Origin of the sequence: uncultured Polaribacter sp. (genome assembly GCF_947497125.1) — a bacterium.
GTDB lineage: Bacteria > Bacteroidota > Bacteroidia > Flavobacteriales > Flavobacteriaceae > Polaribacter.
The window spans coordinates 61,134-87,311 of sequence record NZ_CANMFI010000002.1 but is presented as its reverse complement, the minus strand read 5'-3'; the positions used below and the strand labels follow the sequence as shown (position 1 = coordinate 87,311).

28 protein-coding genes and 1 tRNA gene are annotated in these 26,178 nt (G+C 30.8%); 18 read left to right on the top strand and 11 right to left on the bottom strand.

Annotated elements, in window-relative coordinates:
- Window positions 1–76 precede the first annotated feature (76 nt).
- Window positions 77–643 carry a DNA-3-methyladenine glycosylase I gene (locus tag Q0678_RS03505; RefSeq protein WP_299053975.1) on the top strand — a complete coding sequence of 189 codons (567 nt, stop codon included), beginning with the start codon at window positions 77–79 and terminating at the stop codon, window positions 641–643.
- A 1-nt stretch (window position 644) separates the two neighbouring features.
- Window positions 645–1,571, top strand: a complete 927-nt coding sequence (locus Q0678_RS03500; RefSeq protein ID WP_299053972.1) for an ion channel — start codon at window positions 645–647, stop codon at window positions 1,569–1,571.
- Here the strand turns inward: Q0678_RS03500 and Q0678_RS03495 are convergent.
- Window positions 1,568–1,777, bottom strand: coding sequence for a hypothetical protein (locus Q0678_RS03495; RefSeq protein ID WP_367181488.1), 210 nt, complete (start codon window positions 1,775–1,777; stop codon window positions 1,568–1,570). The genes Q0678_RS03500 and Q0678_RS03495 overlap by 4 nt on opposite strands.
- A gap of 203 nt (window positions 1,778–1,980) precedes the next feature.
- Between Q0678_RS03495 and Q0678_RS03490 the strand changes: the two genes are divergently transcribed.
- Window positions 1,981–2,367 (top strand): nucleoside triphosphate pyrophosphohydrolase family protein, encoded by a 387-nt coding sequence (locus Q0678_RS03490; RefSeq protein WP_299053969.1) that lies wholly within the window; start codon window positions 1,981–1,983, stop codon window positions 2,365–2,367.
- On the opposite strand, the gene Q0678_RS03485 is transcribed toward Q0678_RS03490, so the two are convergent.
- From Q0678_RS03485 to Q0678_RS03475, 3 genes are all read right to left on the bottom strand, one after another.
- Complete coding sequence (locus tag Q0678_RS03485; protein WP_299053966.1) at window positions 2,356–2,853, bottom strand: ABC transporter ATPase; 498 nt, start codon at window positions 2,851–2,853, stop codon at window positions 2,356–2,358. The genes Q0678_RS03490 and Q0678_RS03485 overlap by 12 nt on opposite strands.
- Window positions 2,854–2,954: 101 nt before the next feature.
- Window positions 2,955–3,554, bottom strand: a complete 600-nt coding sequence (locus tag Q0678_RS03480) for a thioredoxin family protein (RefSeq protein ID WP_299053963.1) — start codon at window positions 3,552–3,554, stop codon at window positions 2,955–2,957.
- 50 nt (window positions 3,555–3,604) lie between these two features.
- On the bottom strand, window positions 3,605–4,558 hold the full coding sequence (locus Q0678_RS03475; protein WP_299053961.1) for an NAD-dependent epimerase/dehydratase family protein: 954 nt from the start codon (window positions 4,556–4,558) through the stop codon (window positions 3,605–3,607).
- 183 nt (window positions 4,559–4,741) lie between these two features.
- Between Q0678_RS03475 and Q0678_RS03470 the strand changes: the two genes are divergently transcribed.
- Both Q0678_RS03470 and Q0678_RS03465 read left to right on the top strand, forming a co-directional pair.
- On the top strand, window positions 4,742–5,383 hold the full coding sequence (locus Q0678_RS03470; RefSeq protein ID WP_299053958.1) for a hypothetical protein: 642 nt from the start codon (window positions 4,742–4,744) through the stop codon (window positions 5,381–5,383).
- A complete protein-coding gene (locus Q0678_RS03465) occupies window positions 5,380–5,898 on the top strand; it encodes a nuclear transport factor 2 family protein (protein ID WP_299053956.1) in 519 nt (172 codons plus the stop codon). Before Q0678_RS03470 ends, Q0678_RS03465 begins: the two co-directional genes overlap by 4 nt.
- Window positions 5,899–6,002: 104 nt before the next feature.
- Here Q0678_RS03465 and Q0678_RS03460 read toward each other — a convergent pair whose 3' ends face one another.
- From Q0678_RS03460 to Q0678_RS03440, 5 genes are all read right to left on the bottom strand, one after another.
- Window positions 6,003–6,482 carry a regulatory protein RecX gene (locus tag Q0678_RS03460; RefSeq protein ID WP_299053953.1) on the bottom strand — a complete coding sequence of 160 codons (480 nt, stop codon included), beginning with the start codon at window positions 6,480–6,482 and terminating at the stop codon, window positions 6,003–6,005.
- Window positions 6,483–6,555: 73 nt separating this feature from the next.
- Window positions 6,556–10,029 carry an efflux RND transporter permease subunit gene (locus Q0678_RS03455; RefSeq protein WP_299053950.1) on the bottom strand — a complete coding sequence of 1,158 codons (3,474 nt, stop codon included), beginning with the start codon at window positions 10,027–10,029 and terminating at the stop codon, window positions 6,556–6,558.
- Window positions 10,030–10,036: 7 nt separating this feature from the next.
- Window positions 10,037–11,209, bottom strand: coding sequence for an efflux RND transporter periplasmic adaptor subunit (locus Q0678_RS03450; protein ID WP_299053948.1), 1,173 nt, complete (start codon window positions 11,207–11,209; stop codon window positions 10,037–10,039).
- A gap of 10 nt (window positions 11,210–11,219) precedes the next feature.
- Window positions 11,220–12,626 (bottom strand): TolC family protein, encoded by a 1,407-nt coding sequence (locus tag Q0678_RS03445; RefSeq protein ID WP_299053943.1) that lies wholly within the window; start codon window positions 12,624–12,626, stop codon window positions 11,220–11,222.
- A 5-nt stretch (window positions 12,627–12,631) separates the two neighbouring features.
- On the bottom strand, window positions 12,632–13,231 hold the full coding sequence (locus Q0678_RS03440; RefSeq protein ID WP_299053940.1) for a TetR/AcrR family transcriptional regulator: 600 nt from the start codon (window positions 13,229–13,231) through the stop codon (window positions 12,632–12,634).
- A 148-nt stretch (window positions 13,232–13,379) separates the two neighbouring features.
- Here Q0678_RS03440 and Q0678_RS03435 point away from each other — a divergent pair, with 148 nt between their 5' ends.
- Window positions 13,380–14,351, top strand: coding sequence for a polyprenyl synthetase family protein (locus Q0678_RS03435; RefSeq protein ID WP_299053937.1), 972 nt, complete (start codon window positions 13,380–13,382; stop codon window positions 14,349–14,351).
- A 60-nt stretch (window positions 14,352–14,411) separates the two neighbouring features.
- A tRNA-Ile gene (locus Q0678_RS03430) sits at window positions 14,412–14,485 on the top strand.
- 266 nt (window positions 14,486–14,751) lie between these two features.
- Here Q0678_RS03430 and Q0678_RS03425 read toward each other — a convergent pair.
- Window positions 14,752–15,336, bottom strand: coding sequence for a riboflavin synthase (locus Q0678_RS03425; protein WP_299053934.1), 585 nt, complete (start codon window positions 15,334–15,336; stop codon window positions 14,752–14,754).
- A gap of 59 nt (window positions 15,337–15,395) precedes the next feature.
- Between Q0678_RS03425 and pdxA the strand changes: the two genes are divergently transcribed.
- The 11 genes from pdxA to gldA all read left to right on the top strand — a co-directional run bounded on the left by pdxA (window position 15,396) and on the right by gldA (window position 25,391).
- On the top strand, window positions 15,396–16,430 hold the full coding sequence (gene pdxA / locus Q0678_RS03420) for a 4-hydroxythreonine-4-phosphate dehydrogenase PdxA (RefSeq protein ID WP_299053931.1): 1,035 nt from the start codon (window positions 15,396–15,398) through the stop codon (window positions 16,428–16,430).
- Between the two features lie 71 nt (window positions 16,431–16,501).
- Window positions 16,502–17,038 carry a DUF177 domain-containing protein gene (locus tag Q0678_RS03415; RefSeq protein WP_299053928.1) on the top strand — a complete coding sequence of 179 codons (537 nt, stop codon included), beginning with the start codon at window positions 16,502–16,504 and terminating at the stop codon, window positions 17,036–17,038.
- Window position 17,039: 1 nt separating this feature from the next.
- Complete coding sequence (gene rpmF / locus Q0678_RS03410) at window positions 17,040–17,234, top strand: 50S ribosomal protein L32 (protein ID WP_299053926.1); 195 nt, start codon at window positions 17,040–17,042, stop codon at window positions 17,232–17,234.
- A 154-nt stretch (window positions 17,235–17,388) separates the two neighbouring features.
- Complete coding sequence (locus tag Q0678_RS03405) at window positions 17,389–18,390, top strand: beta-ketoacyl-ACP synthase III (protein ID WP_299053923.1); 1,002 nt, start codon at window positions 17,389–17,391, stop codon at window positions 18,388–18,390.
- A gap of 21 nt (window positions 18,391–18,411) precedes the next feature.
- On the top strand, window positions 18,412–18,885 hold the full coding sequence (accB, locus tag Q0678_RS03400; RefSeq protein WP_299053920.1) for an acetyl-CoA carboxylase biotin carboxyl carrier protein: 474 nt from the start codon (window positions 18,412–18,414) through the stop codon (window positions 18,883–18,885).
- 78 nt (window positions 18,886–18,963) lie between these two features.
- A complete protein-coding gene (gene accC, locus Q0678_RS03395; protein WP_299053917.1) occupies window positions 18,964–20,301 on the top strand; it encodes an acetyl-CoA carboxylase biotin carboxylase subunit in 1,338 nt (445 codons plus the stop codon).
- Window positions 20,302–20,496: 195 nt separating this feature from the next.
- Entirely contained in the window at window positions 20,497–20,901 is a 405-nt protein-coding gene (locus Q0678_RS03390; protein WP_299053914.1) for a response regulator, read from the top strand.
- A gap of 35 nt (window positions 20,902–20,936) precedes the next feature.
- A complete protein-coding gene (locus Q0678_RS03385) occupies window positions 20,937–21,248 on the top strand; it encodes an Hpt domain-containing protein (RefSeq protein ID WP_299053911.1) in 312 nt (103 codons plus the stop codon).
- Between the two features lie 21 nt (window positions 21,249–21,269).
- Complete coding sequence (locus Q0678_RS03380; protein ID WP_299053907.1) at window positions 21,270–21,974, top strand: LytTR family DNA-binding domain-containing protein; 705 nt, start codon at window positions 21,270–21,272, stop codon at window positions 21,972–21,974.
- 191 nt (window positions 21,975–22,165) lie between these two features.
- The gene (locus tag Q0678_RS03375) at window positions 22,166–24,391 is read left to right on the top strand and encodes a reprolysin-like metallopeptidase (protein ID WP_299053904.1); all 2,226 of its coding nucleotides are present in this window, start codon (window positions 22,166–22,168) and stop codon (window positions 24,389–24,391) included.
- A gap of 106 nt (window positions 24,392–24,497) precedes the next feature.
- A complete protein-coding gene (gene gldA, locus Q0678_RS03370; protein ID WP_299053901.1) occupies window positions 24,498–25,391 on the top strand; it encodes a gliding motility-associated ABC transporter ATP-binding subunit GldA in 894 nt (297 codons plus the stop codon).
- A gap of 2 nt (window positions 25,392–25,393) precedes the next feature.
- Here the strand turns inward: gldA and cdaA are convergent, their stop codons facing one another.
- Window positions 25,394–26,170 (bottom strand): diadenylate cyclase CdaA, encoded by a 777-nt coding sequence (gene cdaA / locus Q0678_RS03365; RefSeq protein ID WP_299053899.1) that lies wholly within the window; start codon window positions 26,168–26,170, stop codon window positions 25,394–25,396.
- Window positions 26,171–26,178: the final 8 nt, after the last annotated feature.

The window sequence follows — 26,178 nt, the reverse complement described above, 5'->3', positions numbered from 1 at the left end:
ATTATTGTAAAGTTGCAAAAAAAATATGAAACGTGAATGATATAAGTATTTTTAACAGTAATTTCAACTTAAAAAAATGAAGCACAGATGCGATTGGGTTACAGATAGTAAATTATATCAAGAATATCATGATGTTGAATGGTGTACACCTGTTTATGATGATGAAACCCTTTTCGAGTTTTTAGTTTTAGAAACCTTTCAGGCAGGGTTAAGTTGGATTACAATTTTAAATAAAAGAGAAAATTTTAGAAAAGCATTTAATAATTTTGACTATCATAAAATAGCCAAATACAAACAAACTAAATACGATTCTCTTTTACAAGATTCAGGAATTATTAGAAATAGGCTAAAAATAAAAAGCGCTATAACAAACGCACAATTATTTATTAAGACACAACAAGAGTTTGGCTCTTTTTCTAACTTTATATGGTCTTATGTAAATAATAAACCAATAATTAATCAATTTACAGACCGAACAGAAGTGCCTGCAACAACAAAACTATCAGACCAAATTTCTAAAGACCTTAAGAAAAGGGGTTTTAAATTTGTAGGTTCTACAGTGGTTTATGCATATATGCAAGCTATTGGCATGGTAAACGACCACACAAAATATTGTTTTAAGTATTTAGATTTAGAAAAATAAAATGGCACAGAAAGTTAAAGATCCGGGTTTTGGTTATGCAACCAAACACAATGCAAAAGGTATTATTAGTGATACCGGTACAAGCAATGTTTTACATATCAATAAAAAAAGAAGTATTGGTGATTTGTACTCTTATTTTACCGAAATTTCATGGCCTCATTTTTTTCTTTTAATTCTAATTTCTTATGTCTTTTTAAATGTGTTTTTTGGCATGTTATATGTGGCAATTGGTATCGAAGAAATTACGAAATCAAAAGGTGTCTTTTTAGACGATTTTTTAAACGGATTCTTTTTTAGTACACAAACATTAACAACGGTTGGTTATGGTGGCATAGCACCCAATGGTTTGTTGGCTAATTTTATTGCCGCTTTTGAGGCAATGATTGGTTTGTTAAGTTTTTCTTTTATAACTGGTTTGTTATACGGTCGATTTTCGAAACCAAAAGCCAATTTAAAATTTAGCGACAACCTAATTCTTAGGCCTTTTAAAAAAGACAGAGCACTTATGTTTCGCTTAATGAATAGTAGAAAAACTGTAATGATAGAACCCGAAATTACAGTAACATTATCGATAACAGAAAAAGATGAAAATCAAGAATTAAAACGTAACTTTTACACATTAAATCTAGAGCGTAATAAAATTATGTATTTACCTACAATCTGGACGGTTGTTCATGAAATAGATGATAAAAGCCCGTTGTATAAATACACCAATAAAGAAATAGAAAACTTAGATGCCTTTATGTACATTTTAGTTAATTATCACGAAGAGTCTTTTGCACAAAAGGTATATCAAATTTATTCTTATGACTTTAACAAACTTGTTTTAGATGTAAAATATGTGCCTTCTGCGAGTATAAATAACGAAGGATACACGGTTTTAGATCATCAGAAATTAAGCGCTGTAGAAAAAATGGCAGCTAATTAATTGCCAAATAAAAAGCGAATTGCTACAAAAATAGCGATGGTAAGAATACAGTAAATAACTACTTTTTTACCAGCACCTTTGTAATATCTGTTATGGTTTTTTATGTCTTTTCGATAGCTGTAGATCATTAAAGTTATAAAAGAAACTATAAAAAAAATCATAAAAGCAATACGACCAGGAGTAAAATAAGCAGCTAAAAACATCATTTTAATTTAATTTAAATCGATCAATACCACACAATAAAATTTGTGTTTTGTAAAAAAGTTTTAATATCTTGTCTACAGAAAATTAATCACTTTAATTTTTACAAAATTACAAATTTATTCAACAAGTTAACTGTTTTAGAGTAACTTCTATTAAAATAAAATACTTAGATTAATTTGTTTTAACACATTATATATTAAATAAGATGAAAGATAAATTAGCAGCAGTAACAGCATTTCATACCGCTTTTAAATTAAACATGAATCAAAAACCAATTGCAAAAATTGGTAATGATAGAACAACACTTCGATTTAATTTAATGAAAGAAGAAAACGAAGAATATTTGGAGGCTGCAGAAAATAATGATTTGGTAGAAATTGCAGATGCCTTGGGCGATATGTTATATATTTTATGTGGTACAATTATAGAGCATGGTTTACAAGACAAAATAACCGATGTTTTTAATGAGATACAACACAGTAATATGAGTAAATTAGGGGAAGATGGTAAACCTATTTACAGAGAAGACGGTAAAGTATTAAAAGGGCCAAATTATTTTAAACCTAATATTGCAGCTATTTTAGACCATTAATTTATACAGGTATCTATTGTACCAACTATCTTCAAGAGGAATTTCCCAATTATTTTCGAAATCTACTTTGGTGGTTATTAAGTTATCAAAAATGATGCTTTTAGCAGTTAGAGCTCTGTTTTTTAATAATTTTTTAAACTCTTTTAAGTCTTTATATTGTACAAACTCACCTTGCTTAAAACAAGCATTCATTTTATCTAAAAGCTCAATTTTATATTCTTCTTGTAGGTTTAAAATAAAAGAGACAGAGGCATCGATATCTGCACTTGTAAGATTTGAAGCTTCATCATCTGCAAACAGAACAATAAATCTATTGTATAAAAACTGGTAAGAAGCTTTAAAGTTTTCATCTTCAGGTTTCCAGTTCTCTATAAATAATTTAATTTTTTCTTCAACTTCTGCAATTTCATTCGGATAAAATTTTCTGCTCGATGGGTACACCCATACTTTAGCATCATCAGTAATTTTAGAGTATTCTGTTAACATTGTGTGTTATTTATTTGGCAAAGATACAGAAAAGAAAAATCGGAAATTAAATTATTAATTTCCGATTTTAAATTTGTGAAATATCACTTAAAAAGTAATATTTATTGTTGTTTTTCAACCATTTCTATAAAGTCTTCTTGTACGTTTTGCCCTTTATTTTTGTTGTACCATACTTGTAAATCTTGCTTAAAATCTGCGTCTAAGCTACCTTTGGCCTTTTTGTAGTCTGCAACCATTTGGGTAGCAGTGCTTGGTCTAGGTCCCCAAGTATTTAACACTTCATTTTTGCTGTCTAATGCAATTAATTTAGGAATCGCCATTCCGCCATTAGTTAAAAATAAATTCATTAATTCTTGATGATCGTCTCTTAAAACAATTTTAAGGTCGATTAGATCGTTTATTTCTGCTAACTTATTAATTACAGGCAAATTTTGAGCTGCATCGCCACACCATCCTTCTGTAATTACCAACCATGTTTGTGGTTGCTTCAATTCTTTAATTTTTGCAATAGTTTTGTCAGATAATTTAATGGTTTTGTCTAACCTTTTCATCCGCTTATCATTTAACAAACTATAGTTAGTCAAGTCATCAGATTGTACATGACCTGTAGATTTATTTTCACTTAATAATTCTATTACTTTTTCTCTATATGAAGTATATGTGAGGGTATTTTGTAAACTCTTTTCAATAATATCTTTCATCTTTTATTGTTTTAATGCTAAGGTAGACGTAAAAAACAAAATACCTTACATTAAAGGTTTTTTTCTGTTTTGATATTAGTAATAATATCTTTTGTCATAGAAGATAAATCAAATTGATGGTTCCAGTTCCAATCTCTTCTGGCTTCAGAATCATCTATAGTAGCTGGCCAGCTATCTGCAATTTCTTGTCTAAAGTCGGTTTTATATGTTATTTTAAAATCAGCAATTTGTTGCTGTATTTCTTGGGCAATTTCTTGAGGTGTAAAGCTCATGGCCGCTAAATTATAACCAGTTCTATTTTTTATAGCATTGGTGTTGGCTTGCATTAATTGTATGGTTGCATTTACAGCATCATTCATATACATCATTGGTAGTCTGGTGTTTTTAGACAAGTAGCATTCATAAGCACCTTTTTCAATGGCGTTAAAATAAATATCAACGGCATAGTCTGTAGTGCCGCCACCTGGTTTTGTTTTCCAAGAAATAACACCAGGGTAGCGAAGGCTTCTAACATCAACACCATATTTTTCATGATAATATTTACACCAATATTCGCCCGAAACTTTACTAATTCCGTAAACCGTACTAGGTTGCATTATGGTGTTTTGTGGTGTATTTGTTTTAGGAGTATTAGGGCCAAAAACAGCAATAGAACTTGGCCAATAAACTTGTTTTATGTGTTTATCTTTTGCCAAGTTTAAAACTGCAAGTAAAGAATTCATGTTTAAACTCCATGCTTTTTCTGGGTATTTTTCTGCTGTTGCAGAGAGCATTGCTGCTAATAAATATACCTGAGTAACATTGTATTTTTTAATTATTTTTAAAATAGTTGCTTGGTCTGTAGCGTCAATAACTTCAAAAGGACCGTTGGGTAAACTACTTTCTGTATCTTTTCTAATATCTGAAGCAATAACACTGTTATTGCCATATATATTGCGAAGTTTTAGTGTAAGTTCTACACCAATTTGACCGCCAGCGCCCAAAACCAAAATGATTTCGCTCATATTTTATGTAATTATGATTTTAATAAAAACAAAAGTACTTAATTTTGGTATTCGTAAATAACTTTAATATAAATATTTATTCAATAAAAATTAATAAAATAAGTGCCTGTTTATTACAATTTTATTAAAATGATAATTACTGCTTTTAAAAGTGTATTTTTACTCTTTTAATATTTATTAATTGTGAAACCTTTTATTTACCTTTTCTTTAGCATTATTCTCTTTTCTTGCAGTTCAAAAAAAGATGAAACTTTAAATGTTAGTCAACAAAAAAATGCTTTAAGTATAACCTATCAGCAACAGCCTGTTGAAGCTGTAAAACCAAAGTTTAATAAACAAATAGAAGACTGGAAAGCTTTAAATACATTAAATGTTTTTATCAAAAGGTTCGAAAACGTATCTCCTAATGAAGCATTAATTAATGCTTTAGAGCTAAAAGGCCTTGTAAAAGAATTAAAAGATAGTATTTCGCCAAAAACATTTAATTTACCCTCATTTAAAGCTCGTGTAAATGTTTTTTATAATGAAGCATTGCGTTTGGCAGATTTAACAGATATACCTGCAATTTCTTCATCGGAAGTAAATATGCAAGTATCCAAAACTCTTGAAGCTTTTTCTGCTGTAAATAGTAAAATAAACAACTTACTTACCAAAAAAGAGTTCGAAGATATGATGACGATTCCGATAGATTATATTGGCATCGACTCTACGCAGATAGATAGTATTTCTAAAAAATCTATTCTTAGCAATAAGAAAGAAGCCATGCTTAAAAAGAAGCAATTAAAACTGCCCGTTCCTAAAAGAAATTTAAAAGATAAAAAATGATACATAGAGTAATTTTTTTACTGTTTTTAGTCACTTTTTTAGGGTGTAATAAAACAGTAGAAAAACCGAAAGTTAATCAGCAAGAATTAGAGGCAAGTATTAGTTTTTTATTAGACAATTGGCATCAAGCAGCTTCTGAAGCAAACTATCAAGAGTATTTTAATAAAATGGATAGCCTTGCGGTTTTTATAGGAACAGATGCCACAGAAAATTGGTCTAAAAATGAGTTTTCTAAATTTAGTAAACCTTATTTTGATAACGGAAAAGCATGGAGTTTTAAAGCAATTGATAGAAATATTTATACAAACGAAAATCAAGATTTTGTTTGGTTCGATGAGCTTTTAACCACTTGGATGGGAACTTGCAGAGGTTCTGGAGTGCTTCAAAAAAAGAACGGTTCTTGGCTTATTAAACACTATGTTTTATCGGTTGCAATCCCAAATGAAGATGTACAAAACATTATAAAACTAAAGCAAAAGAACGATTCTATTTTCATAGCAAAGTTGCCTCAATAATATAAGTAGCTATTTCCTGCTTTCGCTACTCGCTTCACGCCCAAAAGCGTGAGAGCTTAAACAAACCGCTCTATCAGGGCTAACCTATTTTGCAAGCTATTATGCTAGTCTACAACATCATTTACTGTTTTGTAAATTAATGCTGCTTCAAAACCTTTTCTCATTAAAAACTCGATTAGCTTTTTCTTTCTTTTAAAAATATTAGGTTCAGAAATTACGTTATTTCTGTTTTCAGTAATTCTATAAATGGTTTCAATATACTCAGTTTCGTCAATTTCTTTTAAAGCTGTTTTAATATTGTAGGCCGAAATTTCTTTAAATTTTAGTTCTCTAACAATGCGTTGTTTTCCCCAACTCTTAATTCTGAATTTTCCTCTAGCAAAACTTTTAGCAAAACGCTCTTCGTTTAAAAAGTTATCTTTTAGTAAATCTAAAAGAATCATTTCTTGTGCCTCTGGTATCAATTGGTATTCATGCATTTTTTGTACCACTTCTTTATGGCATCTATCTTGGTAAACACAATAATGTTCTAGCTTTCGTTTAATTTCATCTACCGTAAAAGATTTCTTCTTTTTTTCAAACATGGTTTCAAACTTACAAAAAAATCCTACAAAGATTTTATACTTTGTAGGATTCCATTTTAATACAATTTAATCTTTAAGACGTTTTTAATTGTCCTTTAATTCTCATTTTAAACTTAGTAATTAAAAAGAATAAAATTGGCACTACAATTAATGTTAAAAAGGTAGCAATCAATAATCCATAAATTACTGTTTTAGCCAATGGTCCCCAAAAAACAACATTGTCTCCACCCATATAAATATTTGCATCAAATTCGCTAAACAAGGTAAAGAAGTTGATGTTTAAACCAATTGCCAATGGTATTAAACCTAAAATAGTAGTAATGGCAGTTAATAAAACAGGTCTTAAACGTGCTTTACCCGCTTTTACAACAGTTTCGTACAAGCTATCTAAAGGCAAGTAGTTTTCTTCTGCAACACCATCTTGTAGCTTTCTTCGTTTAATTAATAATTCTGCATAATCTAATAAAACAACACCATTATTAACAACAATACCAGCAAGCGATATAATACCAACCATTGTCATCATAATAACAAAAGGAGCGCCAGAAATTACCAAACCACCAAAAACACCTATAAAGCTTAAAAAGATTGCCAACATTATAATTCCGGGCTTAGAAACCGAGTTAAACTGAAAAATTAAGATGAAAAATATCAACATTAAACCAGTAAAAAATGCGCCAACTAAGAATGTCATTTGCTTGTTTTGCTCTTCAATTTGACCAGTATAGTCAATTTTTATTCCTTTAGGAAGGTTTTTAAAATTCTTCATAGAATTCTGAATTTTAGCAACCACTGCACCTGCATCTGTTTCGCCTGGTGATAAAGCAGAATATACGGTAACGACTCTTTTAACGTTTTTATGCTTGATAGCGCTAAAGCCAGAACTATTTTTTTGAGAAGCTACTGCAGCTACCGGAATTTCTTTGGTTTTACCAGTCGCTTGATCTTTAAAAGTAATTTTTTGATTAAAAACGGCACTTTTATTATAACGATCATTTTTATTAAAGCGAACGTAAATATCGTAATCTTCTCCGTTTTCTTTAAAAATACCTGCTTTGTTTCCAAAAATAGAAGCACGCAATTGTTGTCCAACTTGTCCGGTACTAACACCAAGTTCTCCTGCTTTTTTACGATCAACAATCACTTGCATACCTGGCTTCGATTTGTTAACATCAATTTTTAACTCATCTACACCTGCTATACTTTGCGTGTTTAAATAGTCGCGCATTCTTTCTGCAGTAAAAATTAATTCTTCGTAATCTTCTCCGTTTAATTCAATGTTAATTGGTGCGCCAGCAGGTGGCCCATTTGCATCTTTTTCTACAGAAATTAATACTCCAGGATAAATACCCACTAAGGCAGCTTGTACTTTTTGGCGCAGTATTTCACTGTCTTCACCTTTTCTATATTTATACTCACGCATAGAAGCAGTAATTTTTCCTTTGTGAGGCATTTCTGCAGAAGAACCACCATCTGTTTGTGGGTTTCCGGCACCTTCACCTACTTGAGAAACGGTACTCTCTATCATAAAGTTATAATCGCCATCTTTGTATTGATCTTGATTTAATACCCCAAAGACTTTCTGTTCAATTTTTTTGGTAATTGTGTTTGTTTTTTCAATATCTGTTCCTTCAGGATATTCGATATACACAACAATTTGATTGGGTTTGTTGTCTGGGAAAAATTCAATTTTTGTTCTTTGTGATGCTACAGAAGCGCCAAAACCCATAAAAGCTATAATTAATAACACAAAAGTGATGCTAATTAAAATATAAGGTGCCCAACCAGAAAGTGCTTTTTTCAATTGTCTTTCGTACCAGTTTTCTAACGTAACTAAAGTGTTTTTTTGAAAGTAGTTTGCAGCTTTTCTTAAAACCAATCGATATGCCCAAAGCATAATTGCCGTAAAAATAATTAAGGTACCTAAAGCATTGTACTCGCCTCCTAAAAAGAAAATAAACAGACCAACAATTGCCATGATACTGGTTAGTTTTATAATGCTTTTTAAAGGCATGTCTTTGTCTTCAGTATTCATAAATTGTGATACTAAAACTGAATTAAAGAAAATGGCAACAAATAGAGAAGATCCTAAAACAATAGATAATGTAATTGGTAAAATAACCATAAACTGTCCCATAATACCTGGCCAAAGACCTAAAGGTATAAATGCAGCTACCGTTGTTGCGGTAGATATAATAATAGGAAAAGCAATTTCTCCAATTCCTTTTTTAGCAGCTTCAATTCTAGACAAGCCTTCTTCATCCATCAAACGATAAACGTTTTCTACCACTACAATTCCGTTGTCTACCAACATACCTAGTCCCATAATAAGACCAAAAAGCACCATAGTATTTAACGTATATCCTAAAGCTCCTAAAATCATTAAAGACATAAACATAGACATTGGTATTGCAAACCCAACAAATATTGCGTTTTTAAAACCAAGGAAAAACATTAGAACAATAACCACTAGTATTACTCCAAAAATAATATTGTTTACCAAGTCGTCTACTTGACCGATTGTTTTTGGAGATTGATCATTGGCAATGGTTACTTGTAAATCTTTTGGAAAATATTCATTTTTAGCATTTGCTACAATTACACCTATTTTATCGGCAGCAGCAACCATGTTTTCTCCAGATCTTTTTTTAACATCTAGCATTACAACCGCATGGCCATCTTCTCTTGCATAGGTAGTTTTATCTTTGTCTTTAAAGTATATTTCTGCAACATCTTTTAAATAAATAGGGTTGCCATTTTCTGCTTTTATTACAAAGTCTCCTAAATCGTTTGGTTTTTCAATTTCACCAATTATTCTAATAGTTCTTCTTTGTTGGCTGGTAATAAAATTACCGGCAGACATGGTAATATTACCATTGTTTATTGCGTTAGAAATATCGTTAAAACTAACTTTAGCAGCCATCATTTTAAAGATATCTACAGCAACTTCTACTTCTTTATCTTGTGCACCTCGAATATCTACTTTTTTAATCTCTGTTAAGTCTTCAATTTCATCTTGCAAGAACTCGCCATACTCTTTTAATTTAGAAACAGGGTAATTACCAGATATATTGATGTTTAAGATAGGCACTTCTTCAGACATGCTTAGCTCAAAAACATTTGGCGTAACCTTAGCACCATTAAAAGTTGGCCAATCTTCGCCTGCAGTTTCTTGGTCTATTTCGTCTTTTACTTTTTGTTTTGCTTTGTCTACCGTAATGCTTTCATCAAACTCTACAGTAACAATAGAGTAGTCTTCTTGAGAGGTAGAGGTTATTTTAACAACATTACTTACCGACTTTAGTTTGTCTTCTAAAGGGTTTGTAATTAGCTTTTCTATATCTTCGGCAGTGTTTCCTGGGTAAACAGAGCTAATGTAAATTTTGGTTTCATTTATTTCAGGAAAATTTTCTCTTGGCATTGTAAAGTAGGCCGAAATTCCTAAATAAAAGAACAAAAACATCAATACATATATGGTTGTTTTGTTATTTATTGCCCAAGAAGATAATTTAAATTCTTTGTCTACTTGTTTATTTTTGTCGTCCATTTTTCTGCTATTTATTAATCACTTTTACAATTTGCCCGTTGTTTACACTTCTTGCACCTTCCATAATAATTTCTGCATCAGGCGTTAGGTTTTTTACAATTTCAATTAAATCGCCTTGTGTTTTACCTGTTTCGATAATCAATCTTTCTGCGGTAGCTTCGTTTGCTTCATTTTTATTTTTAACGATGTAGATAAATTGATCACCCGCTGCATTTTCAGAAATAATACTTTGAGGTATTAAAATTGCATTTGTATTAGTATAATCGTTTAACTTTAATTTAGCAGTTAAGTTTGGTTTAACGGTTCCGTTTAGGTTTGGTACTGCTATCTCTATTTTAAAAGATCTATTGTTTGGGTTGATAAAATTACCAACTTGTCTTACTTTAGATTTAACAGTTTCTCCTAAAACAGGAAAATACACTTCTACTTCTTTATTTTTTGTAATACTTGCAATGTATGTTTCTGGTACTTCAGCTTCAATATACATTTTAGATAAATTGATAACTCTAAACACTTCAGATCCCATTCCTGGTGCAATAACAGTACCTTTTTCTTTAAAAACAGCATCTATAACCCCTGTAAATGGAGCTCTAATAGTAGCTTTTGCTAACTGACTTTTTAATTGTGCTACAGCGCTTTTTTGAGTTTGATAAGTTGTTTTTGCTTGTAAAAACTGTATTTCTGAACCAATTTTTTGCTCCCACAATCTTTTTTGACGCTCAAAAGTTGTTTTTGCTAATTGCGCATTTGCGTTAAGTTGAGCAAGTTGTTGTGTTAGTCCGCCATCATCAATAGTAGCTAAAACTTGTCCTTTTACAACTTTTTGTCCTTCTTTAACAAGCACATTTTTTAAGATACCTGGCATTTCTGGGTACACTAATAGATTTTGTTTTGTTTGTACATCACCTTGTAATTCTACAAAATGGGTAAACACGTTCTGTGTTACTTTAAAAGTAGTAATTAACGGAATGTTTTTATCGGTATTTAAATCATCTAACCGATCATTTAATTTCTTTAAATCTGCAGAAATTTCTTGTTGTTTTGCATCCAAAGTTGCTTTTGTAGCTTTTATCAAGGCTACATCATTTGTTGTAATAAGTGTGTCTATAGAAACTTGTTCTTTTTTATTACAAGCATTTATTATTAAGGCTGTTAATAGTAATAAATATATGTTTTTCATAACGGTTTAATTATTTAATTGAGGTGTTTAATGCGTTTTCTAAAGCTGCTTTATTAGCGATTACGCCAAGCATAGATTGTATGTAATTTTGTTGTTGTGTGTATAGTTGATTTTGTGCTTGAAGTAAATCAAAACTAGAAGATATACCTTCAAAGAACTTTATACGTTGCTTTTTTTCTATTCTTTTTGCAAGGGTTACATTTTTTTTAGCGGTAAGGTACTTTTCTATGCTAAACTGGTATTCGCTTTTCGCTTTTTCTGCAAGTAAAGACAGTCTTTGTTTTGTTTCTTCTAGTCTTAGGTCTGCAGATTCTAAAGCAATTTTAGCCTGCGCTGTTTTAGTTTTTCTACCGAAACTACTAAAGATTGGTACGTTTAAGCTTACCCCGAACAATGATGAATCAAACCAGTTTTGGTTATTTTCAAAAAAAGAAAATGTATCTGAAAATGCTTGAGAACCATAGTTTACAAAAGCAGAGATGCTAGGTAATGCTTTACTTTTTTCTAATTTTAGCATTAATCTTTTAGATTCTCTTTCATTTTCTGAAATTTTAAAATCAATATGATTTTCTACGTCTAAATTTTCAGAAATAAGCTCTAAGCTAATATTGTTATCTATTAAAGAGTCTAAAGAATCTGTGAGTATAAGTGTTGTTTTAATATTGGTACCCAAAGAAAGATTAAGCATTTGGTATGCTATTTCTTTCATTCTTTTTATGTTGTTTAGCTCATTTTTAACGGTACTTAATGTAATTTCTAATTGTTCTACATCTTCTTCTTCATTTAATCCGTTTTCAAATATCTTTTTAGCATCATTAAAGTTTTTCTGAAGAATTTTAATGTTTTCTTCTAAAATTGTAATACTTTTTTCTGTAACAAGTACATTACCGTAAGCGTTAATTACTGCTTCTTTAGTAAGTATTTCAGTTTTTTGCTTTGCCTGTTCAGAAATTTTTAAATATGTTTTTGATGCCTGTAAGCCTACCAAATATGAGCCATCAAAAAGCAACTGACTTAATGTTACAGATGCGTTTATATTTTGTTTTGTTCCAAAGACAACAGGTATAAAGCCTTCTGGAGCAACAGCAGGTTTGTTGGCTTGTAAATTAAAATACTCTTCAACGGTGTTTATGGTAGAAGATGTATTGTCAAAAGCCGCTGCAGGCAATAAAGATACTGGTTGTTTTAAAAAGTTTTGATATTCTACTTTTCCATTTATTTGAGGCAAACCAGTAGCAGTAGTTTCCCACACTTTTTTGTTTGCAGCTTCTATATCGTTTCTGGCCACTTTTGTATTGTAGCTATTTTCTAGTGCATAGTTTATGGCTTCTTCTAGAGATAGTTGCATACTATTTTCTTGTGCAATTATAGGCTGAAGAAAAATAAGTAGCAAGATTGCCAATAGTGTTTTTTTCATTTTTTTTATTTCTGTTTTAATTGTTTATTTAACTCTTTAACTCCTTGTTCTGTAGAGATACCTCTTAAATGATACTCTAAGTAATTTAGCATTAAGTCATTCATAGAAAAATTTGATAACGGAAATACTTCTTGGTCTTTAATACCTATCATTCCGTAAAAATAAATTCTTGCTATAAACTCTACATCTATATTATCTCTAAACAACCCTAAATGGACGCCTGTTTTTAAATTTTCTTTAATAGTTTCTTGTAGTATCTGAAACTGTTTTGTTTTTAACGAGCCGTATATTTTAGGGTAATATTTTTGAAGTTGATATTGTGGCGAAGATTTTTCATCTTTTAAATGCTGCATTACCATTCTCTTTATAGAAAATATTTCTTCTATTGGGTTTAGTTTTTTTTGACAGATAACATCAATGCCTTCGCAAATAATATCAAACATATGGTCTGTAACTGCTTTTACAAGCTCTGTTTTGTTTTTAAAAAATTTATAAATGGTTTTTTTAGAAACACCCAGATTGCTAGCTATCTCGTCCATAGTTACACTTTTAAACCCTAGGTTTAAAAACAAATTTTTAGAAGAATCTAAAATTTTATCTTTCATTATATACGATATAGTTTTTATTTTGTGAGTGCAAAGATACAGAAGGAAACTTTAAACACAAAAAAAGTTTCCAAAGTTTTAGTGTTTTTTTTTACATTTCTATTTTATGTAGCATTTGTTTGCATTATTTTTACAAAAATTTACAGATTTGGACATTTTACATTATCAAAAAGAATTTCTAAGCTATTTAGAATCAAAAAAATGGATTCAAGAGCCTAAAAACTTATACGAACCTATAGATTACATTTTACAATTAGGAGGTAAAAGAATTAGGCCTGTTTTAACTTTAATGGCTGCAGATATATTTTCTAATACATATAAAAGTGCCTTACCAGCTGCCTTAGCCGTAGAAGTTTTTCATAATTTTACTTTAGTTCATGATGATATTATGGATGATGCTCCTTTAAGAAGGGGTAAAGCTACCGTTCATGAAAAATGGGACATTAATACCGGAATTTTATCTGGTGATGCCATGTTGATTTTAGCATATCAGTACTTTGAAAATTACGAACCAATTGTTTTTCAGAAACTTGCAAAATTATTTAGCAAAACGGCTTTAGAAGTTTGTGATGGGCAACAATTAGATGTAGATTTTGAAACTAGAAATGATGTTACAATCGAAGAATACATTAATATGATTCGCTTAAAAACATCTGTTTTAGTTGCAGCAGCCCTAAAAATGGGTGCAATTGTTGCAGAAACTACAGAAGAAAATGCAAATTTAATATATGATTTTGGGCTAAATTTAGGGTTGGCTTTTCAATTACAAGATGATTACTTAGATACTTTTGGTGATCCTGATACTTTTGGAAAACAAGTTGGTGGAGATATAATTGAAAACAAAAAAACATACCTGTATTTAAAAGCTTTAGAAGTTTCAGAAGAGTCTGAAAAGCAAAAGTTAGCCTATTTTTACAAGCAAAAATTAAAAGACAACTCGACAAAAATTATAGAAGTAACTAGAATTTTCGAGTTATGTGAAATTCCTGATCTAGTGAAAGATCAAATTTCTTTATATACAAATAAAGCATTTGACACACTTTCGAAGATGAACATTAGTGAAGAAAATAAAGAGAGTTTACAAAGTTTTGGACTCTGGTTAATGAATAGAAGCGTGTAATTTTTTTATTTTTTTGTTTTATAATTCAAAATAAATAGTACATTTGCAGCCAAATTAAACGGTCCCATAGCTCAGCTGGTTAGAGCATCTGACTCATAATCAGAGGGTCCTTGGTTCGAGCCCAAGTGGGACCACCGAAGCCTTACAGAAATGTAGGGCTTTTTTTGTGGGTTTTAATGAATATTCTTGTAATAAACGCCTAGTATCTTTTTTTAAATGAGCTAATTATGGGCTTAATTAAATTAATTTTATGCCTACTTTTGTACCAGTCTAGATAAAAGTGTTGTTGTGAATAAACACTTTTATTGAAGGTTTTAAAATTATTTGAAAAAGAAGAGCTGAATACCGTTTGTGAGCATAAAGTAAGCAAGCGGTTTTTAGTTATATAAATTTTAGTTACTTATAAAGTTGTTAATCTTGCAACATACTTTCCAATAACATCAAACTCGAGGTTAACAGTATCATTTATTTTAAGAGATTTAAAAGAAGTGTTTTCTAATGTGTAAGGTATTATAGCTACGCTAAATTCATTTTTTTTAGAATTAACAACAGTTAAACTAACACCATTGACAGTGATAGAACCTTTTTCTATGGTAACATTGTTTTTATCAGAAAAATAAGAAAAAGTAAAAACAGTACTTCCGTTTTGGTTTTCTATATGAGTACAAGTTCCGGTTTCATCTACATGACCTTGCACAATATGGCCATCTAAACGATCTCCTAACTTCATGCCTCTTTCTAAATTTACAAAGCTACCTTCGGTTAAAAGACCAATATTAGTTTTGTTTAAAGTTTCTTTAATAGCAGTAACTCGATAGGTATCATTATGAATAGCAACCACAGTAAGGCAAACTCCATTATGGGCAACACTTTGGTCTATTTTAAGTTCATTTGTAAAATTACTTTTAACAGTTAAGTGAACATTGTCTTGTTCTTTAGTAATGTTTGTAATTGTGCCAAGTGTTTCTATGATTCCGGTAAACATATCTGTAAATTTTAGTTACTTTTGTAGTATTCAAAAATAAGAATAATAGAAGAGTTACTATGAATAAATCTGATAAAATTATAGTTGGTATTTCGATAGGAGATATAAATGGAATAGGCTTAGAGGTAATACTAAAAACTTTTGAAGATAAAAGAATGTTAGATTTTTGTACTCCGGTTTTATTTGGAAGCACAAAAGTTGTGGCAGCTCATAAAAAAGCAGTAAATTTAGAAACCCCTGTTCATGGCATTGCTGCTATCAATCAAGTAAAAGAAGGCAAAGTAAATGTCTTAAATATTTGGAAAGAAGAAGTTGCGTTAACTTTAGGAAACCCTACTAAAGAGGGCGGCGAATATGCTGCTAAATCTTTAGAAATGGCAGTTGCCAATTTAAAAGAGAATAAAATAGATGTTTTAGTAACAGCACCTATCAATAAAGAAACTATACAATCAGATACTTTTAATTATCCTGGTCATACAGAGTTTTTAGAAGATAGATTAGAAGGTAAAAGTTTGATGATTTTAATGACAGATGCTTTAAAAATAGGTTTAATTACTGGGCATATATCAATAGCCAAAGTAGCTGCAACAATAACACCAGAACTAATTAAAGAAAAAGTTGCAACAATGCACACCTCTTTAGTAGAGGATTTCGGAATTAATAAACCAAAAATTGCAGTACTTGGCTTAAATCCGCATTGCGGAGACAAAGGTGTAATAGGTGAAGAAGATGATGCGGTAATATTACCGACTATTAATGAAATAAAAGAAACGGGTAAGTTGGTTTTTGGGCCATATGCTGCTGATGGTTTCTTCGGATCGGAAACTTACAAGCAATTTGATGGTGTTTTAGCCACTTATCATGATCAAGGTTTAGCACCTTTTAAAGCATTGTCTTTTGGCAATGGAGTAAATTTTACGGCAGGCTTAAGTGGAATTCGAACATCACCAGATCATGGAACCGGTTTTGATATTGCAGGTAAAAACCTTGCCAATGCTACCTCTTTTAAAGAAGCATTGTTTACGGCCATTAAACTTTTTAACACCAGAAAAGAGTATAAAGAGCTCTCTAAAAATCCACTTTTAATAAAGTAAAAAACTTTTAATAGAAAACAGTGTGAAATAATATTTTTTTATATCTTTGCACGCTCAATTGATGTTTGAAAATGAAAGACTTAAAAGAATACAACATACAGTTTGTTGGACTAAAAGAAGGGAATCATTTATTTGAGTATACAGTTGATAACAAGTTCTTTGAAGCATTTAATTTTGACGAATATGAAAGTTCGTCTATTGAAATTGCATTAAATTTTTTAAAAAAACCAACATTATTCGAGTTGTCTTTTACGGCTAACGGTCATGTAGAAGTACCTTGTGACATTAGTGGTGAGTTGTACAACCAACCTATAAAAGCAGAAATGCAATTGGTGGTTAATTTTGGACCAGAATTTAATGATGATAATGAAGATATTTTAATATTATCTCATGATGCTTACGAATTTAGTGTTGCTCAATATATTTACGAGCTGATTGTTTTATCGGTTCCTAATAAAAGAATTCATCCAAAAGTTTTAGATGGTACCATGAATTCTGAGACATTAAATAGACTAAAAGAATTACAAATAAAAGAAGTAAAAACTGTTGAAGAAACAGACCCAAGGTGGGATAAATTAAAGAATTTAATAACAGAAAAAAAGACATAAAATGGCACATCCTAAAAGAAAGATATCTAAAACTAGAAGAGACAAAAGGAGAACACATTACAAAGCAGCTTCTCAGCAAATAGCAACAGATCCTACTACAGGAGAAGCACATTTATACCACAGAGCTCACTGGCACGAAGGAAAACTATACTATAGAGGACAAATAGTATTAGAATCTGCAGCCGCAGAAGCATAGTATAAAAAAATATTTTTTGTAAAAAACCCTCGCAATCGAGGGTTTTTTTACGTTTTTGAACTAAAAATTGTCTTTTTTGATGATTTTTACTTTAAAAAGTGAAATAAATTTCACTACTTTTGATTTTCCTAACCACTCGGAAACAACTAAAATTATGACAAAAATTACTGCAGCAATTACAGCTGTTGGGAAATATGTTCCTGAATATGTTTTAACAAATAAAGAGTTAGAAACTTTTGTTGATACTAATGATGAATGGATAACAAGCAGGACAGGTATTAAAGAAAGAAGAATTTTAAAAGGAGAAGGATTAGGTACTTCTTATATGGCAATTAAAGCTGCAGAAGAACTAATTAAAAAATCAAATATAAATCCAACAGAAATAGATCTTGTAATTGTAGGTACAGCAACACCCGATTTACCGGTTGCCTCTACTGCAGCATACGTAGCCTCAGAAATTGGTGCAGTAAATGCATTTGGGTACGATTTACAAGCCGCTTGTTCTAGCTTTCTTTACGGAATGTCTACCGCAGCAAGTTATATAGAGTCTGGTAGGTATAAAAAGGTTTTATTAATAGGAGCCGATAAAATGTCTTCTATTATAGATTATACAGACAGAGCTACCTGTATAATTTTTGGTGACGGAGCAGGAGCTGCATTGTTTGAACCAAATTTAGATGGTTTTGGATTGCAAGACGAGTATTTAAGAAGTGATGGTGTTGGTAGAGATTTTCTAAGAATTGAAGCTGGTGGCTCTTTAATGCCAACAACTCAGAAAACGTTAGACGAAAATAGACATTTTGTATATCAAGAAGGAAAAACAGTTTTTAAATATGCTGTTTCTAATATGGCAGATGTAGCAGAAAAAATGCTTACAAGAAATAATCTGACAGAAAAAGATATACAATGGCTAGTAGCGCATCAAGCTAATAAAAGAATTATAGAAGCTACTGCAAAAAGAGTAGGTGTTTCTGAAGAAAAAGTAATGATGAATATTGCAAAATATGGAAACACAACTTCTGCAACATTACCCCTCTTGTTAGCAGATTATGAAAGCCAATTAAAAAAAGGAGATAATTTAATTTTTGCCGCATTTGGTGGTGGTTTCACATGGGGAGCTGCATACGTTAAATGGGCATACGATACTAAAAAATAAAACAACTAAACAATAAGAAAAATGGATATTAAAGAAATTCAAAATCTTATAAAATTTGTAGCAAAATCTGGCGCAAGCGAGGTAAAGTTAGAAATGGAAGATGTGAAAATTACAATTAGAACAGGTTCAGAAAAAACAGAAACTACAATTTTACAAGCAGCGCCAATGGCAGGTATGCAGCCCGTAGCAGCACCTGTAGCAGCGCAACCCGCAGTAACAGAAGTAGCAGCTGTTGCTAACGATGTAGATGCAAAATACATTACTATTAAGTCTCCAATAATTGGTACTTTTTATAGAAAACCAGCACCAGACAAGCCTAATTTTGCCGAAGTAGGCACAGAGGTAAGTGTTGGAGATACTGTTTGTGTAATAGAAGCAATGAAATTATTTAATGAAATAGAATCTGAAATTTCAGGTAAAATCGTTAAAGTTTTAGTTGATGATTCTTCTCCGGTAGAATTTGATCAGCCTTTATTTTTAGTAGACCCATCTTAAAAAAAGTTGTTAGTTTTTAGTAGTTGTTTTTATAAAGCTAACTGCTACAATAACTTTTAAACTTTTAATTTAAAAAATATGTTTAAAAAAATATTAATTGCCAATAGAGGTGAGATAGCTCTACGAGTTATTAGAACCTGTAAAGAAATGGGCATAAAGACAGTTGCGGTATACTCTACTGCAGATGCTGAAAGCTTGCACGTTCGATTTGCAGATGAAGCCGTTTGTATTGGTCCTGCACCAAGTTCAGAGTCGTACTTAAAAATGTCTAATATTATTGCAGCTGCAGAAATTACAAATGCAGATGCCATACATCCTGGATATGGTTTTTTATCAGAAAATGCTAAATTTTCTAGATTGTGTGAAGAACATCACATAAAATTTATCGGAGCAACTGGTGATATGATTGACCAGATGGGAGATAAAGCAAATGCAAAATCTACCATGATTGCTGCAGGTGTACCTTGTGTACCAGGTAGTGAAGGGGTAATTAAAGATTTTAAAGATTGCCAAAAAGTAGCCTTAGCCACAGGATATCCTGTAATGTTAAAAGCTTCTGCCGGTGGTGGAGGTAAGGGTATGAGAGCTGTTTGGAGTGCCGATGATTTAAAAGAAGCTTGGGATTCTGCAAGACAAGAATCAAAAGCTGCATTTGGAAATGATGATATGTATATGGAAAAGCTTATTGAAGAGCCGAGACATATCGAAATTCAAATTGTTGGAGACTCTTTCGGAAAAGCATGTCATTTATCAGAAAGAGATTGTTCTGTTCAACGCCGTCATCAAAAGTTAACAGAAGAAACTCCTTCTCCTTTTATGACTGATGAGTTAAGAGAAAAAATGGGAAATGCTGCTGTTAAAGCTTCAGAATTTATTAAGTATGAAGGTGCTGGTACTGTAGAGTTTTTAGTTGATAAACACCGTAATTTTTTCTTTATGGAAATGAATACGCGTATTCAAGTAGAACACCCTATTACCGAAGAAGTTGTTAATTATGATTTAATTAGAGAGCAAATTTTAGTAGCTGCAGGGATTCCTATCTCAGGAAAAAATTACTTTCCTCAAATGCATTCTATCGAGTGTAGAATTAATGCAGAAGACCCACATAATAATTTTAGACCTGCACCAGGTAAAATTACCACATTTCACTCACCAGGAGGTCATGGAGTTCGTGTAGATACACACGTATACGCTGGTTATATGATACCACCAAATTACGATTCTATGATTGCAAAATTAATTACCACTGCTCAAACTAGAGAAGAGGCAATTAATAAAATGAAACGTGCTTTAGATGAATTTGTAATAGAAGGTATTAAAACAACCATTCCTTTTCATAGACAGTTAATGGATCATCCAGATTATGTTTCTGGAAACTATACTACAAAGTTTATGGAAGACTTTAAGATGAGCTAATTATATTAGTTGATATTATATTAAAAGAGAGAATACATTGTGTATTCTCTTTTTTTTGTAAAAAAGATAGCTAAATAGTTAGCTAAACTCATAAAACAAACCGTCTATCGAGTTTTTTAAGCTCACAATCTAATAATCTATAAAAAGTTGTTGTATTAGTTAGACCTTTATAGCCTTAACCTTAACTTTAATATTATGAACCCTTTTTCTATCTTGCTTGTAGATGATGATGAAATAGAAAGAATTAAATTTAAGAAAGTTTGCAATGATATTAATATTACCTGTACTATAGAAGAAGCAAATAATGGCAAAAAAGCCATGGCTATTTTAAAAGAGCATAAAAATTTTAGTATTATTGTTTTAGATTTACAAATGCCAGAGATGAATGGGTTAGAGTTGTTAGAACAGCTTAAAAAAAATGAAGCTCTTTATGGTATTCCAATTATTATCATGTCTAATTCAGAGGATACTAGTGAATTAAGAAAATGTTATCAACTGGGCATTGCTGGTTATTTTACAAAACCCGCTAAATATTCTGATTATGCAAAAAAAGTAAAATCGTTATTAAAATATTGGACACAAAATGAGTTTATTAACTAACTAGTAATTAGGTTAAAGAATAAAAAATTAGACAAATGGAAACACCAAACTTAAATTATATCAAAGAAATTTCTGGTGGAGACTTAGATTTTGAAGCGAGTATTTTAGAAGTTCTAAAGAAAGAATTTCCTATAGATTGTTTAATTTTTGAAGAAAATTTTAATAAAAAAAGCTACGAAGAGGCCTCAAATAATGTTCATAAAATAAAACATAAAATAAGTATGTTAGGCTTAAATGAAGGGCTGCAATTAGCTTCTAAGTTTGAAAACGATTTAAAAAAGTGTGAGGTAAAACTGTACGAGAAATTTGTTGAAATTTTAAAAAAAATTCACGTATATTTAGGGTAATTTATAACTCCCTTAATACGTATGAATACAATTGTAATAGATGATGATGCAGCTGCACTATTAATTATAAAAAAATTATGCGACAGTTATGACCAAGTAGCTGTAAATAAAGAATTTACATCAGCGATTGAGGCTGTTAAATATTTGAATACAAACAGTGTAGATTTAGTGTTTTTAGACATACATATGCCAACCTTTTCTGGGTTTGATTTTATAGAAACACTTAAAACACCTCCTAAAATTATTTTAACAACTTCTGATAAAGATTTTGCTTTGCAAGCTTTTGAGTATGATTGTGTTGTTGATTATCTGTTAAAGCCAATAACTAAAGAGAGGTTTCATAAAGCCATACTAAAGTTAGATAATGCGAAAAAAGACGAAAAATTAAACACAATTGTTTCTTCTAAAGGTGATGCTGACTTTATTTATGTTAGTGTAGAAAGAAGGTTGATAAAGATTAATATAAAAGATATTTCTTATGTAGAAGCAAAAGGAGATTATATTAGTATTAAGACCAAGGTGAAAAATTATATTGTTCATTCTACTTTAAAGAAAATTGAAGACAAGTTGCCTTCGAATTTATTTTTAAGAATTCACAGGTCTTTTATAATTAACATAACAGAAATAGTAGATATAGAAGACAATAGCGTTTTAATAGAAAAAAGTGTAATTCCGATTAGTAGATCTAATAAAGGAGAATTGATGACTCGCTTAAATTTACTTTAGTATTTAACGATTTTTTTAGAAAATTTGTAGTACTAATTTAAAAATGTTTGGCAATTTCAATTTAAACTAAATTTAAAAAATAGCTAAATACTTTCCTTTTTTTGCTAATTAAGCAATCAATTGTCCTTTTCAGTTAAGGTATTCATAGTTAATTTTACTATTTTTGGAATTCATTCCAAAATTATTCAGAGATGATAAAAAAATACGTATTTATATTTATTTGTTTTTCGGTATTTTCCGCATTTAGTCAGCAAAAAATATGGACACCTAATTCTTTAGAAAGAACTACTTTTTTAGAAGATGAACTATATTTTAGGAAATCTGTACCAACAAACTTTAAACAGTACTCACTAAATATTAATGACTTAAAAAAAATATTAGATAAAAAAACTACTAATACAGATCAAATAATACACCTACCTACAGCAAATGGTACTTTAGAAAAATTTGTTGTAAAGGAAGCTAGTGTTCTGGCTAAAGGTTTATCGAAGAAGTTTCCTATGATAAAATCATACGTTGGTCAAGGAGTAGAAAGCCCTGATATGACTGCTAGATTTAGTATTGGAACAGACGGTTTACATGTAGCGATTCTATCTTCAAAAAATCAAACTTTTTATATCGATCCTTTAACAAAAAGCAATCAAAACTATATTGCTTATAAAAAATCTGATTTAGACAATAGTAATGAGTTTGAGTGCTTTTTGGATGAAGACAATAATAGTTCTTTAACAGCTAGTTATAACATACCTCAAATGAGAAATTCTGATGATGGTAAATTAAGAACCTTTCGTTTGGCTTTGGTGTGTAGTGGAGAGTATGCAGAATTTCATTTAAACAATCAAGGAGTAGAAATATTATCTGATCTAGCAGTTAGGCAAGCTGCTGTTTTATCTGCGATGAATACCTCTATGACAAGAATAAATGCCGTTTATGAAAGAGATTTAGGGGTAAGAATGGTTATTGTTGATGATAATGATAAAGTTCTTTTTTTCCGTGCTTCTTTAGATGGTATAACAGATGGTGATGCAGATGAAATGATTGATGAGGTACAAACCATATGCGATGCTGAAATTGGTGATGCAAATTATGATATAGGACATATTTTTAGTACAGGTGGCTCTGGCTTAGCCGGTTTAGGAGTTGTGTGTAGAACTGGTGTTAAAGCAAAAGGTGTAACAGGTATTGCTTCTCCAATAGGAGATCCGTATGATATAGATTATGTAGCCCATGAAATGGGACATCAATTTGGGGCAACACATACTCAAAATAATAGTTGTAATAGAACAGCTTCAACAGCAGTAGAGCCTGGTAGTGCTTCTACAATTATGGGATATGCCGGTATATGTGCGCCTAATGTACAAACCAATAGTGATGATCATTTTCATGCTGTTAGTATTGCGCAAATGTGGGATATTATAGAAACAACTGCAAATTGTGCAGTTTTAACCGATACGAATAATAATGCACCTACTGCAGATGCAGGTTTAGATTACTCAATACCACTATCTACTCCTTTCGTATTAAGAGGTATAGCAACTGATGCAGATCAATCAAATGTATTAACTTATAATTGGGAACAGTTAGATGTAGAAATTGCTACAATGCCACCTTTAGAAACAAATACTGCAGGACCAACTTTTAGATCGTTGCCATCTTCTACTTCACCAAATAGATACATGCCTGCTTTGTCAACTATAGTTAGCGGAGCTACTTCTACAGAATGGGAAGTTTTACCAGCCAGAAACAGAGACATGAATTTTTCATTTTTTGTTAGGGATAATAATCCAGGTGGTGGAAGCACTGCAAGAGATGATGTAAAAGTAACCTCTGTATTTGGTAATAAATTTTCTGTAACTTCTCAAAATACAGCAGTAATTTGGGACAAAGAAACTACACAAACTGTAACATGGGACGTTTCTGCTTCTGATGTAGCGCCTGTTAATTGCCAAATAGTAAACATAAGATTGTCTATCGATGGAGGTGTAACATTTCCTATCTTATTAGCCACCAATACTGCAAATGATGGTACTGAAGATATCATTGTGCCAGATAACGGAACTACCCAAGCAAGAATTATGGTAGAAGCAGCAGACAACATTTTTTACAATGTAAATAGTACCGATTTTACAATTAACGGAGCAACAACTTCTGTTGGTGATTTTTCTTTTGATGGATTTAATTTATATCCAAACCCTTCTAAAGGAATTTTCACTCTTAATTTTGAAGTCTTAAATACAGATAAGGTAAGCATACAATTATTTGATGTAAGAGGTAGATTAATCAAACAAAAAAAATACTACAATACCAATGCTGTTTTTAACAAACAAATTGATTTTTCTAACACTCAAACAGGGTTGTATTTAATTAGAGTTTCTAATGGAAATAAGCAAACAACCAAGAGGTTACTAATAAATTAATGATGGTATAAGAGCATAAAAACCGATTGATTTTTTCAATCGGTTTTTTTATGAACTAAATTTAAAAGAATTTCGTTTTATATTCTAATAAAACTACATTTGTAAGATGTCTATAAAAGTTTCTTCAATATCAAAAAACTACAAAGCTCAAAAAGCTTTAGATACTGTTTCTTTTTCTGCAGAAAAAGGCCAAATTATTGGTTTTTTAGGGCCAAATGGAGCTGGAAAATCTACCATGATGAAGATTTTAACAGGTTATATAACACCAGATTCTGGAGAGGTTTTAATTGATGATATCAACGTTTTAAAGCAACCTCTGTTAGCACAACAAAGAATAGGTTATTTACCTGAACATAACCCGCTTTACTCAGAGATGTATGTAAAAGAATATCTACAGTTTTGTGCTGCCATTTATAAGGTTGATAAGAAACAAATAACGGCTTGTATAGAAAAAGTGGGCTTGCTCCCTGAAGCACATAAGAAAATACATCAATTATCTAAAGGATATCAGCAACGAGTTGGTTTGGCTGCTGCTATTTTGCATGACCCTAAAGTATTAATTTTAGACGAGCCTACTACTGGTTTAGATCCGAATCAATTAGTAGAAATTAGAGCATTAATTAAAGTTTTAGGTAAAAATAAAACAGTTTTATTTTCTACCCATATAATGCAAGAGGTAGAAGCCATCTGCGATCGAGTGATTATTATTAAAAAAGGGAAACTACTAATAGATAAAAATATAGACACACTAAAAGAGAATAACTTACAAACGATAGAAGTTGCTTTCAATTTAGAAATTGAACAAAAATTACTTGAAAAATTACAATATTTTGCTTCTTGCGAAGAAGTATCTAAAAATACTTGGCATATTTCTTTTAACACTAGTGATGATATGCGAACAAAAGTATTTGATTTTGCTCAAGAAAATTCTTTAAAAATAGTTGCTTTAAAGACTTTAAATAAAAACTTAGAAACGTTGTTTAGAGAAATTACAATCTAAGACTACATAAGGTCTTTTTTTAATTTTTCGTTTAATTCTGCATAGTTAGAGTACAGCTCAAAACCTCCTTCTTTTATATAAGAAATTTCACCTGTTTCTTCTGATACTAATAAGCAAACAGCATCTGTTTTTTCAGAGACACCAATTGCTGCTCTGTGTCTCAATCCAAACCTAGAAGGTATATTGGTGCTATCAGAAATTGGTAATACAACTCTTGTAGCAACTATAAAATTATCTCTAATTATAATTGCGCCATCATGTAACGGGCTGTTTTTATAGAAGATACTTTCTAGTATAGCTTCGTTTACCGCTGCGTTCATAGTGTCACCAGTATTAATTAAAAAATCTAAGGTATTGGTGCGTTCAATTACCATTAGCACACCAGTTTTAGTTTTTGATAAACTTTTACAGGCTTGTATAAGCACCTCTGTTTCTATTTCTGAGTTTATTTCTGTCTGTAAAAATTTTAATTGTTTAAAAAAAGCACGGTTATTAGTAAAGTTTGTAGTACCAATCATCAATAAAAATTTACGAATCTCTTGTTGAAAAACAATAATTAAGGCAATAACACCACCAGATAATAAATAGCCTAAAATACTACTTAACATTTCCATTTTTAAGGCTTGGGTAATTTTCCAAATAAAAAAGATAAGACCAATACCTATTACAATATTTATGGCAACAGTTCCTTTTAGTAGTTTGTAGGTATAATATAACAATGTTGCAACCAGTAAGATATCTAAAACATCTAATAAAGTAAAGGCAATAAAATCTAACATGAAAATTA